Annotated in this window: 12 protein-coding genes; 5 read left to right on the forward strand and 7 right to left on the reverse strand. The window is 71.3% G+C overall.

What is annotated here, in order from left to right; all coding sequences use genetic code 11:
- Positions 1-314: 314 nt before the first annotated feature.
- Positions 315-1115, forward strand: a complete 801-nt coding sequence (locus ACFY12_RS21235; RefSeq protein WP_390717404.1) for a maleylpyruvate isomerase family mycothiol-dependent enzyme — start codon at positions 315-317, stop codon at positions 1113-1115.
- A gap of 12 nt (positions 1116-1127) precedes the next feature.
- Here ACFY12_RS21235 and ACFY12_RS21240 read toward each other — a convergent pair whose 3' ends face one another.
- The 5 genes from ACFY12_RS21240 to ACFY12_RS21260 all read right to left on the reverse strand — a co-directional run bounded on the left by ACFY12_RS21240 (position 1128) and on the right by ACFY12_RS21260 (position 6063).
- Positions 1128-1544, reverse strand: a complete 417-nt coding sequence (locus ACFY12_RS21240) for a VOC family protein (RefSeq protein WP_390717405.1) — start codon at positions 1542-1544, stop codon at positions 1128-1130.
- A 230-nt stretch (positions 1545-1774) separates the two neighbouring features.
- On the reverse strand, positions 1775-2785 hold the full coding sequence (locus tag ACFY12_RS21245) for an LLM class F420-dependent oxidoreductase (protein WP_390717406.1): 1011 nt from the start codon (positions 2783-2785) through the stop codon (positions 1775-1777).
- Between the two features lie 260 nt (positions 2786-3045).
- The gene (locus tag ACFY12_RS21250; protein WP_390717407.1) at positions 3046-3927 is read right to left on the reverse strand and encodes a hypothetical protein; all 882 of its coding nucleotides are present in this window, start codon (positions 3925-3927) and stop codon (positions 3046-3048) included.
- Between the two features lie 294 nt (positions 3928-4221).
- On the reverse strand, positions 4222-5184 hold the full coding sequence (locus ACFY12_RS21255) for an N-acetylmuramoyl-L-alanine amidase (RefSeq protein WP_390717408.1): 963 nt from the start codon (positions 5182-5184) through the stop codon (positions 4222-4224).
- A 165-nt stretch (positions 5185-5349) separates the two neighbouring features.
- On the reverse strand, positions 5350-6063 hold the full coding sequence (locus ACFY12_RS21260; protein ID WP_390717409.1) for a class I SAM-dependent methyltransferase: 714 nt from the start codon (positions 6061-6063) through the stop codon (positions 5350-5352).
- Between the two features lie 311 nt (positions 6064-6374).
- Between ACFY12_RS21260 and ACFY12_RS21265 the strand changes: the two genes are divergently transcribed.
- The 4 genes from ACFY12_RS21265 to ACFY12_RS21280 all read left to right on the forward strand — a co-directional run bounded on the left by ACFY12_RS21265 (position 6375) and on the right by ACFY12_RS21280 (position 11201).
- Entirely contained in the window at positions 6375-7829 is a 1455-nt protein-coding gene (locus ACFY12_RS21265) for an MFS transporter (RefSeq protein ID WP_390717410.1), read from the forward strand.
- A 277-nt stretch (positions 7830-8106) separates the two neighbouring features.
- Entirely contained in the window at positions 8107-8982 is an 876-nt protein-coding gene (locus ACFY12_RS21270) for a MaoC/PaaZ C-terminal domain-containing protein (protein ID WP_390717411.1), read from the forward strand.
- A gap of 159 nt (positions 8983-9141) precedes the next feature.
- Complete coding sequence (locus tag ACFY12_RS21275; protein WP_390717412.1) at positions 9142-10218, forward strand: Zn-dependent alcohol dehydrogenase; 1077 nt, start codon at positions 9142-9144, stop codon at positions 10216-10218.
- A 41-nt stretch (positions 10219-10259) separates the two neighbouring features.
- Entirely contained in the window at positions 10260-11201 is a 942-nt protein-coding gene (locus ACFY12_RS21280; RefSeq protein ID WP_390717413.1) for a 3-oxoacyl-ACP reductase, read from the forward strand.
- Positions 11202-11392: 191 nt separating this feature from the next.
- Here the strand turns inward: ACFY12_RS21280 and ACFY12_RS21285 are convergent, their stop codons facing one another.
- Entirely contained in the window at positions 11393-11545 is a 153-nt protein-coding gene (locus ACFY12_RS21285) for a hypothetical protein (RefSeq protein ID WP_390717414.1), read from the reverse strand.
- A 162-nt stretch (positions 11546-11707) separates the two neighbouring features.
- Positions 11708-13234 (reverse strand): hypothetical protein, encoded by a 1527-nt coding sequence (locus ACFY12_RS21290; protein WP_390717415.1) that lies wholly within the window; start codon positions 13232-13234, stop codon positions 11708-11710.
- Positions 13235-13265: the final 31 nt, after the last annotated feature.

Below are 13265 nucleotides of genomic sequence, written 5' to 3' on the forward strand. Positions count from 1 at the left end.
TTGCCCGGGGCCTTGTCCGGGCCCCTGTACGAAGCGGGTCGTCCCCATATGGGTCATCCCGGGTGGCGGGGGCACGGCGGACAGGGCAGGCTGCAGATAAGTGGATTGCGACGATCCAGCCCGCCGGGGTCGTGCCGCGCTCTTCTCCCCGTCCTGTAACGGAACTCGCAGCGACGGTAGCGGCACCCTCCGGCGGGCTATCTGCGCGGTCGGCGACCGATAAGGCGGGCCGCCCACCGGCCCCCCGGCCCCGGCCCCGCCTCCCGGCGCAAATGGGTGGCTGCACCCACCGGCAGCGCCGTAATGTGCGCCACATGATGCTTCAAGGTTCCCTCACTCATGAGGAATACTGCGCCCAACTCCTCATCGAGACCGAGAAGTTCCGGGAGACGGTACGCCACGGCGACCTCTCCGCGACCGTGCCGACCTGCCCGGACTGGACACTGGCCGATCTCGCCCGGCACGTCGGCGGCGCGCATCGCTGGGCCGGCACGATCGTCGCCACTCGTGCGACGGAGAGCGTCGATTTCGCGGACGTCCCGGGAGTACCCGGTCCGTCGGGCGAGGACGCGGCGGCCCTGGACGCCTGGCTGGCGGAGGGCGTGGACCGGACCGTGGCCGCGCTGCGCGAGGCGGGCCCCGATACGGAGGTGTGGACCTGGTCGCCGGTGCGGCGTGCGGGGTTCTGGGCCCGCCGGATGACGCATGAAACGCTGGTCCACCGGGCGGATGCCGCGCTCACCGCGGGCTCCGCCTTCGACGTACCGCCCGAGGCCGCCGCCGACTGCCTGGAGGAGTGGCTGCAACTGGTCGGCCTGCCGCAGTTCGCGGCGCACAAGCCCGAAGTGGCCGACGTACTGGGCCCTGGCCGCACGCTCCACCTCCACGCGACCGATGCCCGACCGGAGCTGGCCGCGGAGTGGCTGATCGACCTCACCGGCGACACCGTCACCCACCGCCGGGCCCATGAGAAGGCCGCCGTCGCGCTGCGCGGCCCCCTCACCGACCTTCTCCTGGTCGTCCTCCGTCGGCAGCCGGCCGATGCCGGGAACGTGGAGGTCCTGGGCGATCACACGCTTCTGGACAGGTGGCTGGAGGTCACCGACTTCGGGTGACGAGGGCGGGCGTCACGTGAGGGGCCAGGAACGGGTGGACAGCACCAGCAAGTACCCATCCGGGTCCTGGATGGTCACGCCCCAGGTGTCCCAGTACGGATTGTGTGCCGGTACGCGCTTGCCGCCGTGCTGTTCGAGCCTCTCCACCAGCGAGTCCGGCACCGGTTCGCCGAGATAGATCACCAAGAGGTCCTCGGGGGTCGGCTGCGGGGTCACAGGGGCGAGGGGATCGTGGACGAGCTCGAGGTGCCAGGCGGCATCGGGCCAGCCGACCATCAGGAGCGAGTGCCGGTGCGGGCCTGGAACGCCGTCCGACGTGTGCTGGTACAGGATGTCGAGGCCGAGGCCGGAGACCCAGAACCTCTCCGCTGCTTCCAGATCGCGTGACGGGCGCGCAACGCGTACGTGTGCGGTGCTGTTGGCCGGCATGCTGTCGCCTCCTGCTGGGCTGGCTTGTCGTGAGCGAAGAGCCGTCGCACCGGAGAGTAGTGAGCAAACGATCATGTGCCTATCGGGCGTTGGCCCTAGGACTCTGTAGGACTCTGTGGACGGATGAGACGTACCGATGAGCACGTACGGATGAGACGTACCGATGAGCACCTACGGATGAGCACGTCCGGATGACGGGCCCCTGGAAAGCGCCGCCCATCGGGCGGGCCCTAGTCGTTGAGCTCGGCCAGTACCCGCAGCGTGTGCGGGTCCGGGGCGGTGATCAGCAGATCGGTGACCGGGCCGGAGCGCCACAACTCCAGGCGTTCGGCGATCCTTTCGCGCGGACCGACGAGGGAGATCTCGTCGGCGAAGGCGTCCGGGACGGCGCGTACGGCCTCGTCCCGGCGGCCTTCGAGGAAGAGCCGCTGCACCCGCCGGGCCTCCTCCTCGAACCCCATCCGTGCCATCAGGTCGGCGTGGAAGTTCTTGGCCGCGTGGCCCATACCGCCGATGTAGAAGCCGAGCATCGCTTTGACCGGCAGCAGCCCCTCGGCGACATCGTCGCAGACCACGGCGCGCGCCATGGGGGCGATGAGGAAACCGTCCGGGGTGTCGGCGAGCGAGGCCCGGTAGACGTCGGTGCGCTGCGGGGACCAGTACAGCGGCAGCCAGCCGTCCGCGATCCGCGTCGTCTGGGCGATGTTCTTGGGGCCCTCGGCACCCAGGAGGACGGGCAGACCGGGGCGTAACGGGTGGGTGATGGGCTTGAGCGGTTTGCCGAGGCCGGTACCGTCCTCGCCGCGGTAGGGGTGGGGGTGGAAGCGCCCGTCCACCTCCACCGGGCCCTCGCGGCGCAGCACTTGGCGGATCACCTCGACGTATTCGCGGGTGGCGGTCAGCGGGCTCTTGGGGAACGGCCGCCCGTACCACCCCTCGACGACCTGCGGCCCGGACAGCCCCAGGCCCAGCAGCAGCCGGCCGCCGGAGAGGTGGTCGAGGGTGAGGGCGTGCATCGCCGTGGCGGTGGGCGTACGGGCGGCCATCTGGGCGACGGCGGTGCCGAGCCGGATACGTGAGGTGTGGGCGGCGATCCAGGTGAGCGTCGTGAAGGCGTCCGAGCCCCAGGCCTCCGAGGTCCACACCGAGTCATAGCCCAGCCGCTCGGCCTCGCGGGCGAGTTCGAGGTGCCGGGGGTCGGGGCCGCGGCCCCAGTAGCCCAGTGCCAGACCGAGTCGCATACGGTCGCCTCCCCGGGAGCTGATCGTCGGCATTGACGAGATTGGCGAGATTGGCGAGGTGTCGGATGTGCTGACGCGGACACTGACGGTGTGTCAGGTGCGGCAGGTCTGGCGCACTGTACGGCCGTCCGGCGGACACCGCAACGGCCCTGCCCGTACGGCAACGGCCCCCCGCCCGTAGCTTGGGCGAGGGGCCGCGAAAGGACCGTTGGTCGCTCTGATGGACGGTTGGCCGTCCTGACGGTGGTGCGTCCGTCCGGTCAGCCGCGCTGGATGCCGGTGGTGTCCTGGAGGACGCCGCGCCGGCCGTCCTGGGTCTGCGCGATCAGAGCCTGGCCGCGCTGCTCCACCGCGAGGTACCAGGTGCCGGGCGCCAGTTCGGCGATCGGCGACGGTGAGCCGTCCTCGCCGTACAGCGGGCGCGCGACGGGCACCGCGAACCAGAACGGCGCGAAGTCCGCCGGGGCCCCGCCCGCCGGAGAGCCACCCGCCGGGGTGGCACCTGCCGGGGTGGCGCCCACCGCACCGCCGGACGTGGCATCGCCCGGGCCCTGCTGCCCGGGCATCTGGCCGGCCTGCTGGCCGCCCGGGTACCCGTACCCGTAGCCCTGGCCCGCCTGCTGCTGGGCGCCGGGGTAGCCATAGCCGGGGGTGGTACCGGCTCCGTACGGGGCGGCGGCCTGCGGCTTGGGGGCACTGATCAGAGCGGCCTGCAGCGCCGGGACGAGCGGCGTGGCGAGGGCGCCGCCGGCCAGAACCAGCGCGGCGATCAGGCCGAGGATCAGACCGGGGCCGGCGTTGGCGCCGATGATGTACCAGAACGCCGTCCACGCGGCGAAGACGCTCAGGGCGACACCGAACTGGGCGAGGTCGATGCCGATGACCTTGCGGGGCTGCGGCAGCATACGGGTGACGACGATGATCGCCGCGGCGAACACACCGGCCAGGTAAAGGCTCATCAGTGTGGGCAGCGAGTCCCAGGCGTTGAGGCTGCCGGCGTTCTGTGCCGCGGCCTCGCAGTACTTGGCAAGCGGGCCGGTGCAGTCCGGGGTGCCACTGAAATTGAGGAACGAGGCGATGAACAGCAACACCGCTGCTCCGATCACCACGCCGTCGCCTCGAGTGAGGGAGCGGATGTTCACGTAAGGGTCCTTTGTCTCTTTCGTGGGTCTGGTCGTCGCTGTTGCGGTGCGCGCGGTGCGAGGCACGGCGGTGGCCACCCATCGTAGAGGGGAACCTATCGCCGAATCCGGCGGGCCGTCCTTTCCGTTTCGGCGCGCTGCCGGATGTCGTGGCGAAACCGGCAGCCGATCGGTTCGGTATCCGGTCAGTGACCGGCCAACGCTCGCCCAATGCCCGCCCAATGCCCGCCCAATGCCCGCCCAATGCCCGCCCAATGCCCGGTCAGTGGCCGGTCACTGCGCTGAGAAGTCGGATCAAAGCGTCAGGAAGTCCGCGATGCCCTTGGTGATCCCGAGGGCGGCCTTTTCCCGCCACTGGGCGTCGGTCAATTGCGTGGCGTCTTTCGGATCGCGCATATTGCCGCACTCGATGAACACCTTGGGGACGCTGGAGAGGTTGAGGCCGCCGAGATCGGAGCGGATGTCGAGTCCGGCGCCGTCGCCGAGGTAATTGGAGGGTGCACTTCCGGTCGCCTCGCGGAATTGGCCGGCCAGCCGTTCGCCCAGTTGCCGCGAGGGTCCGACGATGCCGGAGGTGTCGGCCCCGCCGGCCGTGACCCGTGCGGGCAGGATGACATGGAAGCCGCGGTTGCCGGCGTCCGAGCCATCGGCGTGGATCGAGACCGCGGCATCGGCGTGCGCCCGGTTCCCGATGGCCGCGCGTTCGTCCACGCACGGCCCGTACGGGCGGTCGTCGTCATGGGTCAGGACAACCTTGACGCCCTGCCGCTCCAGGAGGGTGCGGGCGCGCCGGGCGACGTCCAGGGTGAAGGAGGCCTCGGCGTAGCCGTCTTCGGTGGAGGTGCCGGTGGTGTCGCACTCCTTGCGCCCGTTGCCGATGTTCACCAGCTGGGCGATCTGCCGGCCGTGGTCGCGGTTGCGGAGGTTGTGGCCGGGGTCGAGCACCACGGTCTTGCCTTTGAGGCCGCTGTGCGGAGGTGTCCCGGCGTGCCCGTGCCCGTGCCCGTGTCCGTGCCCCGGACCGCCCGGGCCCGTCGTGCCGCCGTCGCCCTGCTCCTCGCCGCCACCGGGTGCGTCGCCCGTCGACCGGCTCGGGGCCGGCGCGGGCTGCCCCGCTCTCGGCGGCTCGCCGCCGTCACCTCCCGACGAGCGCAGGGCCAGCCAGCCTCCGAGGCCGACGACCACCAGGGCGGCCAGTGCCATCAGGACGGTGCCGCGCAGGCGGCGGTGCGGGGGGAAAGTACTGCCGTTCGACACGTCCGCGATCGTAGCCCGCACGGCCCGCCCGGCTATCGGGCCCGTACTGCCCGCCCGGATACCGGGCCGTACCTGCCTGTCCGGATACCGGTCCTGCGCGGACGCCGGTCCTGCGCGGACGCCGGTCCTGCTCAGACTCCGGGCCTGTTCAGACGCCGGTCCTGCTCAGACGCCGGCCCCGGTTCGCCGCAGGACGTGCAGCGAGCCGTGTGCAGAGATCTCGGTGAACGCGCCGGAGTCCAGCGCCCTGCGATAGATCCGGTACGGGGCCTGGCCGCCGTCCGCCGGGTCCGCGAAGACATCGTGGATGACGAGCAGCCCCTCGGGTGCGAGGTGCGGCGCCCAGCCTTCGTAGTCGGCGGTGGCGTGCTCGTCGGTGTGCCCGCCGTCGATGAAGACCAGGCCCACCGGCGCCTGCCACAGGGCAGCGGCCTGCGGCGACCGGCCCACCAGGGCGATCACGTGATCCTCCAGGCCGGCGGCGTGCAGCGTGCGGCGGAAGGTGGGCAGGGTGTCCATCCGGCCGACCGCGGGGTCGACGACGGACGGGTCGTGGTACTCCCAGCCGGGCTGCTGTTCCTCGCTGCCCCGGTGGTGGTCGACGGTGACGGCCGTCACCCCGGCGCCGCGCGCCGCGTCCGCGAGCAGGATCGTGGACCGGCCGCAGTAGGTGCCGACCTCCACCAGCGGCAGTCCGAGCGCCGCCGCCTCGACCGCCGCCGCGTACAGCGCGAGCCCTTCGCCCACCGGCATGAAGCCCTTCGCCGCCTCGAACGCGGCGAGGATTTCCGGCTGGGGAGCGAGGGGAGCGCCAGGAGCGCTGGGCGCGGTGGCGGTGCTCGGAGCGGCGGGAGTCGGAGCCGTGGGGCGGCCGGACATGGGCTTCCTCCTGGTGGGGCCTGGTCGTGACGGGTGGTGTGGTCGGGCGGCTCATCGTGCCGTACGGGGTGGCTCATCGTGCCGTACGGGGTTGGGGAGGGGCGCACAGGGGTACGGCGCGGGAGAGACGGACCCGAACCGCGCCTCAGCCCTCCCACCTTCCGCCTCCCGGCCTCCACCTTCCGCCTCAGCTCTCCAACTTCCGCACCTTCCGCGCCTTCCGCCTCCGGCCTCCGCCCGTGGTCCTAGGTCCCCGATCAGCTGTGAATGCGCCGATATCCCGATGCGATGCGCAACGGCCGAGTGCGAGCATGGTCCGCATGCCCCCGATAGCCACGTCCCTCTCTCCCTCCCGGTCACAGACTCCGCGCCGCTCCGCAGCACCGTCCTGGCTGGTGATGCTGCTGGTCTGTGCCGGTCAGTTCCTGGTCGTCCTCGACGTCTCCGTCGTGAACGTGGCGCTGCCCGCGATGCGGACCGGGCTGGGGCTGAGCGAGTTGGGCCTGCAGTGGATCGTCAACGCCTACGTGATCACCTTCGCGGGGTTCATGCTGCTCGGCGGGCGGGCCGCCGACCTCTTCGGTCGTAAGCGGATCTTCGTTCTCGGGCTGGTGCTGTTCACCCTCGCCAGCGTGGGCGGCGGGCTCGCGCAGGAGCCCTGGCAGCTGATCGCGGCCCGTACGGTGCAGGGGGTCGGCGCCGCCGTGCTCTCCCCGGCCACCCTCACAATCCTCACCACGTCGTTCCCGTCCGGCCCGGCACGTACCCGCGCCATCGCCACTTGGACGGCGGTCGGCGCCGGCGGTGGCGCGGTGGGCGGTCTGGTCGGCGGGGTGCTCACCGAGTACCTGTCGTGGCGCTGGGTGCTGCTGATCAACGTGCCGGTCGGCGCGGTCGTGCTGATCGGCGCCGTGCTCTGGCTGACCGAGAGCCGGCAGGGGGTCGCGCGACGGCTCGATGTGCCGGGCGCGCTGCTGGTGACCGCCGGGCTGGGGCTGGTGGCGTACGGGATCGTGCAGACCGAGACGGACGGCTGGGCCTCGGCCTCCGCCCTGCTGCCGCTGGCCGCCGGGCTGGTCCTGATCGCGGCCTTCATCGCCGTCGAGGCGCGCGCCAAGGCGCCGTTGATGCCGCTGGGGCTCTTCCGGCTGCGTTCGGTGTCGTCCGCGAACGCGGCGATGGTGCTGGGCGGCGCCGCGATGTTCTCGATGTGGTACTTCCTGTCGCTCTACATGCAGAACGTGCTGGGGTATCAGCCGATGCAGGCCGGGCTGTCGTTCCTGCCGCACTCGCTGTCCATCGTCCTGGGCTCCAAGATCGCACCCCGGCTGATGAACCGGCTGGGCGCCAAGAACCTGGCCATCGTGGGCGCGGTGATCTCCGCGTCCGGCATGGTCTGGCAGGGTGCGATGGGGGTCGACGGTACGTACCTCGGCACCCTGCTGGGGCCCGGCATCCTGATGGCACTGGGCGCGGGCCTGACCGCCACACCGGTCGCCTCCATCGCCACCTCCGGTGCGGACCCTGCCGACCAGGGCCTGGTCGCCGGCCTGATCAACACCTCCCGTCAGATGGGTGGCGCCCTGGGGCTGTCGGTGCTGTCCACGGTCGCCGCGTCCCGCATCGAGGCGGGCCATGGCCCGAAGGCCCTGGCGGACGGCTACGCGCTGGCCTTCCAGACCGGTTCGGCGGTGCTGCTGGCCAGCATCGTGCTGATGGTCATCGCACTGCCGCGCCGACGGGCGGCGGCCGCGGCGCAAGGCTAGGCCGACGGCGCAAAGCTAGGCCGACGGCGCAGGGGCCAGGCCGACGGGGGGACCGCGGCCGTCCGCGCGGCACCGTAACTGACGACAGGTCAGGTACTTCCGGGGGTCGGGTGTATCGGCTATACATGAGAGCCATCGGCTAGAACGCGTTCTAGAAGTGTGTCCATGTGCGCCGGGTGAGCGCGGCCGCGCCGACCAGATACGACCCTGGCCAGGTCGGCGGTGCGGACGGCTGGGCCGGGGTCCTCACACCGTGGTGAAGGAGAGCAGCGACCCCATGCCGATCGACGCCGCCAAGGCCACCTCCGCGGAGCCGCGGACCACCGAACTCGCCTGGGACCACAAGGACGTACAGCTCTACCACCTCGGCATCGGCGCCGGCGCGGCCACCCCGGAGAAACCGCACCCCGCCACCGACCCGGACGAACTGCGCTACACCCTGGAGAGCGCGCTGCACGTCCTGCCCAGCTTCGCCACCGTCGCGGGCGGAGGGATGGCGGTGGTCGGCGGCCTCTCGGCACCCGGTATCGACGTCGACCTCGCGGCCGTCCTGCACGGCGGGCAGACCGTCACCCTGCACCGCGCCATCCCGGTGCGCGGCCGCGCCACCCAGACCTCGTCCGTTCCAGCCGTCTACGACAAGGGCAAGGCCGCCGTCATCGTGTTGCGCTCCGAAGTGGCCGATGACGAAGGCCCGTTGTGGACCTGCGACACCCAGATCTTCGTCCGTGGCGAGGGCGGTTTCGGGGGCGATCGCGGACCGTCGGCGCGCCTCGAACTGCCCGAGCGCGCCCCCGACCTGAGCACCGAGCGGTACATCCGCGAGGACCAGGCGCTGCTCTATCGCCTCTCCGGGGACTGGAACCCGCTGCACGCCGATCCGGAGTTCGCCAAGCTCGCCGGCTTCGACCGGCCGATCCTGCACGGACTGTGCACGTACGGGGTCGCGCTCAAGTCGGTCGTGGACACGGTGCTCGGTGGCGATGTGTCGCGGGTGCGCTCGTACGCCACCCGGTTCGCGGGTGTGGTCTTCCCGGGCGAGACGCTCGGCATCCGGATGTGGCGGGAACCCGGGCGGGTCCAGGTGTCGGTCACCGCACCCGGGCGGGACGACGCGGCGGTTCTGGAGGACACCGTCGTCGAGCACAGCTGATCGCCGTGCAAGGAGCCCAGTTGATCGCCGTGTAACGAGCACAGCTGATCGCCGTCCCAGCGGCCGCCCAGCTGATCGCTGTCCCAGCGGTCGTCCAGCTGATCGCCGTCCGAGCGGTCGTCGCCGCCCGAACAGTTGTCGTTCGAGAGGAGCCGTGACATGCGCGCAGCCGTACAGCACGAGACCGGGCAGGACAAGCTCGATGTGCTCGACGACATCGAGGCGGTGGGCTTCGGCCCCGGAAAGGTCAGGATCCGCATACGGGCGACAGGGCTGTGCCACTCCGACCTGTCGGCGATGAGCGGAGTGCTGCCGCAGCCCGCGCCCTTCGTTCCCGGTCACGAGGGCGCCGGGGAGATCGTCGACGTCGGCGACGGCGTCACCGGCCTGGGCCAGGGCGACCGGGTGCTGATGTGCTGGCTGCCCGCTTGCGGCAGCTGCCCGTCCTGTAAACGCGGTCAGACCCATCTGTGCCTGACCGGATTCCTGAACGCCGGTACGCCGAACTTCCGGCGCCCCGGTGGGGACGTCTTCGGCTTCGCCGGCACCGGTACGTTCGCCGAGGAGGTCGTGGTCGCCGCGAACTGCGCGGTCCCGATCCCGGACGACGTCCCGTACGAGATCGCCGCGCTGATCGGCTGCGGTGTCACGACCGGGCTGGGCGCCGCCCTCAACACGGCCGAGGTGGCGGCCGGTTCATCGGTCGCGGTGATCGGGTGCGGCGGCGTCGGTATCTCCGCCATCCAGGGCGCGAAGGTGTGCGGCGCGGCCCAGATCGTCGCCGTCGATCCGGTGCCCGCCCGCCGGGAGGCCGCACTGCGCTTCGGCGCCACCGAGGCCGTCACCCCCGATGAGTTCGCCGACGCCAAGGCCCGGATCACCGCGGGGGAGGGCTTCGACTACGTCTTCGAGGTGGTCGGCGCGTCCGCCACCGCCCGCACGGCCTACGAGATGACCCGGCGCGGCGGCACGCTGTGTGTGGTCGGCGCGGGCGCCATGGACGACACCTTCCAGGTCAACATGTTCGAGCTGTTCTTCGACGAGAAGCGGATCCTGCCGTCCCTGTACGGAGGCGGAGATGTGCTGCGCTCCTACGAGCGGGCGATCGCCCTGTGGCGGGCCGGCCGTATCGACCTCGAAGGCCTGATCACCCATCGTGTCCGCCTCGCCGAGATCAACGACGCACTCGATCAGATGCGTTCGGGGACCGCGCTGCGTACCTGCATCGAGATTTGACCGTACGGGCAGGGGCAGGAGCTGAGAGGACAGGAGCAGGAATGGCACAGGCACAGGAGCAGTCACAGCCACAGCCACAGCCACTTGAGGGCCTGACCGCGATCGTCACCGGGGCCGGACGCGGCATCGGCCGTGCCGAGGCCCTGGAACTCGCCCGCCTCGGCGCGCATATCGTGGTCAACGACTACGGGCAGAACGATGGCGCCGACGACGTCACCGCCGAGATCCGCGCGGCCGGCGGCCAGGCGGTGGCGCACCTCGGCGATGTCGCGGACCACGAGCAGGCCCGTGCGCTCGTCCAGCTGGCGATCGACACGTACGGGCAGCTGGACATCCTGGTCAACAACGCGGGCATCCTGCGCGACCGGATGGTGTTCTCGATGACCGAGGACGAATGGGACGCCGTCATCCGCGTCCATCTCAAGGGCCACTTCAACACCATCCGCTTCGCCGCGGCCCACTGGCGTGAGCGCTCCAAGGCGGCCGGCGGCCCGGTATACGGCCGGATCGTCAACACCTCCTCGGAAGCGTTCCTCGCGGGCTCGGCGGGCCAGCCCAACTACGCCGCGGCCAAAGGCGGCATCGTCGGCCTGACCACGTCCACGGCCCTGGCACTGGCCAGATACGGTGTGACCGCCAATGTGATCTGCCCGCGCGCCCGCACCCGGATGACCGAGGAGATCTTCGCCGGCTTTGCGGAGCCGGCGGACGGCGGGCTCGATGCGCTCGCACCGGAGCACGTCGCGCCGCTCGTCGGCTATCTGGCCTCGCCGGCCGCGGCCAAGGTCAATGGCCAACTGCTGGTCGTGCACGGCGGAATGGTCGCCGTCGTCGAACGACCCCGGGTCGCCGCCAAGTTCGACACCACGAAGGGGGTCTTCGGCTTCGAGGAGCTGGACGGCCTGCTGACGCCGTACTACGCGGCGCGTCCGCCGAACGAGACCTTCGCGGCGGCCGAGGTGCTGGGCCTCAAGCACGGCTGACGGGCCAGGGCTGCTGACGGGCCGGGGCTGCTGATGGATCGGGGCCGCTGACGGACCGGGGCCGGGTGCACCGGCTGTGGCCGCCACCCTCGGGATGTGCGGTGGTGGCCACGGCCGGCGTGTGCGTCCTACGTTCCGCGTTCTTCCGCGACTTGTGAGGTGTGCGGTGTGAGGTGTTACGGGTTGAGGTGTTACTGGTCCCGGCGGTGCCGGCCGTAGGGGGCCGATTCGGACTCGTTCGTGGCAGCCGGGCCACGGTGCCTGCCGGAGACTGCGGCCTCGGCGGCCTGGGCGGATGCCTCCTGGGGGCGCGCCTGGGTCGTGTCGGTTCGGGCTTCGGACATGGAAGGAGTCACTCCGTCAGATCGCTTACTGCTGTGCGCGTCGGAGCCTCGCCCGACGACCGCCGAGGCTGCCCTCGAACGGCACCGCCGACGGCCGGTCAACCGGCTGCGTAGCCCCCGCCCAAAAAGTCTAACCGGGTGGGAAAACAGGCTTCACTGGGTCTACCGAGGCGCGAGGGGCGCCTGTTGCAGCGGGACTGGCCTGCACGTTCGAGGATGCGCTGGGGCGTGCTGCGGTTCCGTGCCGATGGCTGGTGGATGTGCGGATCCTGTGGAGTGGTTGTCGGCGCCCACCGCATCCGGAATGGCCCCTCCGCCGGCCGTGGTCGGGGTCCTGGCATTCCTGGCACCGGCCCCCGGGGGCGCACCCTTCAGAGCCTCCAGACTCTCCAGACCCTCCAGGCCCTCCAGTTTCACCGGTCCCTTCAACTCCACAGGCCCGTCAAGCCTTACCGGCCCGCTCCATTTTCCTGGCCCCTTGCCTCTCTTCGGTCGGCTTGCCTCCCTCACCGGCTCTCCCACCGGCTCCCCCATCCGTACCGGCTTCCCCATCCGTACCGGCTCCCATCTCCCCACTCGGCTTACCGTTTCCACGGTTTCCGCCCTTTTCACGGTTTCCATGGTTTCCGCCCTTTCCATGGTTTCTGCCATTTCCACCGTTTCCCTCCGCCGCACCGGTTCCGCCGACTCCACCGGTACGGTCACCCGCGCCACCCCGCACGGCTCCAGGTTCGTCGTCCACGGCAGAAGCAGATCGCCGCTCGCCGTCCACAGCCCGGTGCCCGCCAGCCACCCGGCCGGTACGGGCAGTTGCCGCAGCCGCCGCCCCATGGGCCGCCAGGTTCCCAGCCAGGTGCCGTTCGGTGCGTCCATCCGAAACGCGACCGCGCAGCTCTCGGGTGCCAGCATCTGCCCCGGTTGCACGGCGAACGGGGTCATGGCGGGCCGCAGGCATTCCGGGAAGCGCACCGGCCGCCTGCTGCCCAGCACGCCCCAGCCGAGCCGGTCCTGTCCCGGGGCGTCCGACCGTACGAGCAGCAGTCCGCTGTCCGGATCGGCGAGCAGCAGCCGGTCGTTGCTCTCCTCGGTGATCTGCAGCAGCAGGCCGGTCTCGCCGCCCCGCTCCAGATCGACCGTGACCGTCTTCGTCCGGCCGTCCAACTCCCGGTCCAGGGCCAGCAGTCGGCCGCTGCGGTCCAGCCAGGCGCCGCCCGTGCAGCGCCCGGGGATCTCGGCGATGCGCTCGGGCCTGCCCGTGCCGCCGTGCACGAGCCACAGGCTGGTGCGATGCTCCCCGGGTGCCAGGGCGAAGCCCAGCGTCCCCTTGGGAGAGGGCGGCAGCAGGGTGAGTTCGGGTGCCTCCACGGCACCCAGGAGCAGTTCGCCGGTCCCGGGGCCCGTCGGGTAGAGCAGGGAGACGGCGAAGCGGTCGGCGACCCGGCGCAGGATCAGCACCCGGCCGTCCGTGAGCGGCAGCAGTTCGCTGTCCGGCTCTTCGGGCTGGCTTCCCGGCAGCGGGACGGCGTACGGCTCGGGGCCGCTCAGCGTCCAGCGCTCCGGGAACCAGCTGCCGGCGGCGTCGTCGTGACGGGCGAGCCGGGCGCCGTACGAGCCGTCGGCGGCGATCGTCAGAGCCGCACGGCGCGGGCTGTCCGGCGCGTGAGCGCCCTCAGTGGCACAGATCGTCATCGAGTGGTCACCTCCAGTGGGCAACCGAAGC

Origin of the sequence: Streptomyces sp. NPDC001339, from assembly GCF_042895955.1 — a bacterium.
Classification (GTDB): Bacteria; Actinomycetota; Actinomycetes; order Streptomycetales; family Streptomycetaceae; genus Streptomyces.

Coding starts and splice junctions, on each gene's coding strand:
- ACFY12_RS21265 (WP_390717410.1), top strand. CDS start 6,375: ATGGTCCGCATGCCCCCGATAGCCACGTCCCTCTCTCCCTCCCGGTCA.
- ACFY12_RS21290 (WP_390717415.1), bottom strand. CDS start 13,234: ATGACGATCTGTGCCACTGAGGGCGCTCACGCGCCGGACAGCCCGCGC.
- ACFY12_RS21280 (WP_390717413.1), top strand. CDS start 10,260: ATGGCACAGGCACAGGAGCAGTCACAGCCACAGCCACAGCCACTTGAG.
- ACFY12_RS21270 (WP_390717411.1), top strand. CDS start 8,107: ATGCCGATCGACGCCGCCAAGGCCACCTCCGCGGAGCCGCGGACCACC.
- ACFY12_RS21260 (WP_390717409.1), bottom strand. CDS start 6,063: ATGTCCGGCCGCCCCACGGCTCCGACTCCCGCCGCTCCGAGCACCGCC.
- ACFY12_RS21240 (WP_390717405.1), bottom strand. CDS start 1,544: ATGCCGGCCAACAGCACCGCACACGTACGCGTTGCGCGCCCGTCACGC.
- ACFY12_RS21235 (WP_390717404.1), top strand. CDS start 315: ATGATGCTTCAAGGTTCCCTCACTCATGAGGAATACTGCGCCCAACTC.
- ACFY12_RS21285 (WP_390717414.1), bottom strand. CDS start 11,545: ATGTCCGAAGCCCGAACCGACACGACCCAGGCGCGCCCCCAGGAGGCA.
- ACFY12_RS21275 (WP_390717412.1), top strand. CDS start 9,142: ATGCGCGCAGCCGTACAGCACGAGACCGGGCAGGACAAGCTCGATGTG.
- ACFY12_RS21245 (WP_390717406.1), bottom strand. CDS start 2,785: ATGCGACTCGGTCTGGCACTGGGCTACTGGGGCCGCGGCCCCGACCCC.